The organism is Streptosporangium minutum (genome assembly GCF_002149035.1).
Classification (GTDB): Bacteria; Actinomycetota; Actinomycetes; order Streptosporangiales; family Streptosporangiaceae; genus Streptosporangium; species Streptosporangium minutum.
Genome location: NZ_NGFP01000497.1, coordinates 1 through 1516, shown reverse-complemented (window position 1 = coordinate 1516; position 1516 = coordinate 1). Strand labels below are relative to the sequence as shown.

At 71.6% G+C, this 1516-nt stretch carries 2 protein-coding genes; both read left to right on the top strand.

Going from position 1 to position 1516, the window contains the following annotated elements; genetic code table 11:
• On the top strand, positions 1-685 hold a 685-nt coding region (locus CA984_RS46930; RefSeq protein WP_165781656.1), incomplete at its 5' end, for a hypothetical protein.
• 324 nt (positions 686-1009) lie between these two features.
• The coding region (locus CA984_RS43985) for a protein kinase family protein (protein ID WP_479725549.1) at positions 1010-1516 on the top strand (507 nt) is incomplete at its 3' end.

The following is a 1516-nucleotide window of genomic DNA, read 5'->3' as shown; positions in this document are numbered from 1 at the left end:
GCCCGCACCCGCCCCTCGCAGGGGACGCACGGCCCTGTGGGCGGCCGCGGAGGTGGCGGCGGTCGCGGCGGTCATCGGGGCCGCCATGGGCGTGACCCACCTGGTCGCGGACCGTACGGCCCCGGACGGGCCGGTGCGGCTCAGCGAGCGGCCCGGCGTCTTCGCCACCCCGGTGAACCTGTGCAAGCTGGTCCCCTCGGCCACGTTCAAGAAGCTCCTGCCCGCCCTGAAGGCGGAGGGGCAGCCGACCAACGACGGTGGCTGCCAGTGGACGACCTCCGGGGCCGGTCTGGAGGTCTACCCGGCGGGAACGGACAAGCAGTGGGGCAAGAGCCCACGCCAGGCCCACGAACTCTTCGTGAACCAGCGCAACGGCACCCTGCCCAACGGGGAGACCGCCTGGAGCTGGTCGGGCATCGAGGCCGGGAACCGTTCGGCCCGGACCACCGGCCCGCTGACGGTCAAACCCGTCGGGGACGAGGCGTTCGGCTACGACCTCTACGAGAACCGGAAGACCGGCAGGCTCGAGAAGAGCCACGTGGTGCTCCGCGTCGACAACCTCGTCGTCGACGTCAGCTACACCGTGGTGGACGGCAGCAAGGACGGCCCCGCGATCCAGACCGGCACTCATACCGCCGCCACCTGGATCGCGAACGCGCTGAACAAGCAGAAAGCGACCGGTTGACATCCTCCCCACGGCTGAAGCCGGGGATTCCCACCCTCGCGGGTGGGATCTTCCTGTTTCACCGCAGGCAGCCCCCGGGACGGACCCAAGCCGAGGTCTTACACCCGCTCCGCAGGCGTTCCACCTGTCCGCCAGCCCGGCGGCCAAGACCCGGACAGGCCGACTTGACTATCGCCAGCCCGTCCGAATACACAGACCATACCAAGAGAAGGACGACGGCATGCGGAACCCCCGAGGTCATGACACCCCTCGGGCCTTGACGGCCCTCCCACGCCCCCCGATTCTCCCCTGGGCCGAAGCCCGGGATCTCCTGGGGAGTTCCTGATGAACCACCCAGACGTCCCTCGATCGCAGGGCAGGCACGCCGGCGGGCCCGCCTCCACCGGGGTGCCGAGCCCGGCGGTGCTGGAACAGGCCTCGTTGGAACAGGTGATCGGGCGGCTCGGGCCGATGGCGCCGCAGCAGGCCGCCACCGTCGGCCTCGCCGTGCTGGACCAGCTCGTGGTCGTGCACGGCCAGGGGATGCTCCACGGTGACGTACGGCCCGGCTCGGTGCTGCTCGGCCCCTACGACCAGATCATCCTCAGCGCGCCGACCTTCCGGTCCCCGACCTTCACCGCCCCCGAGGGCGTGACGGGCCCGGCGGCCGACCTGTGGTCGCTCGGCGCCACCCTCTACACCGCCGTCGAGGGGCGCGCGCCTTCACCCGGCGGCTCCCTCGACAACGCGGGCCCGATCGCGCCGATCCTGTTCCAGCTGCTCTCCGGCGACCCCGCCCAGCGGCCCACCCCCGGCACCCTGCGCAACGTCCTGCTCGGCATCTCCCAGAAC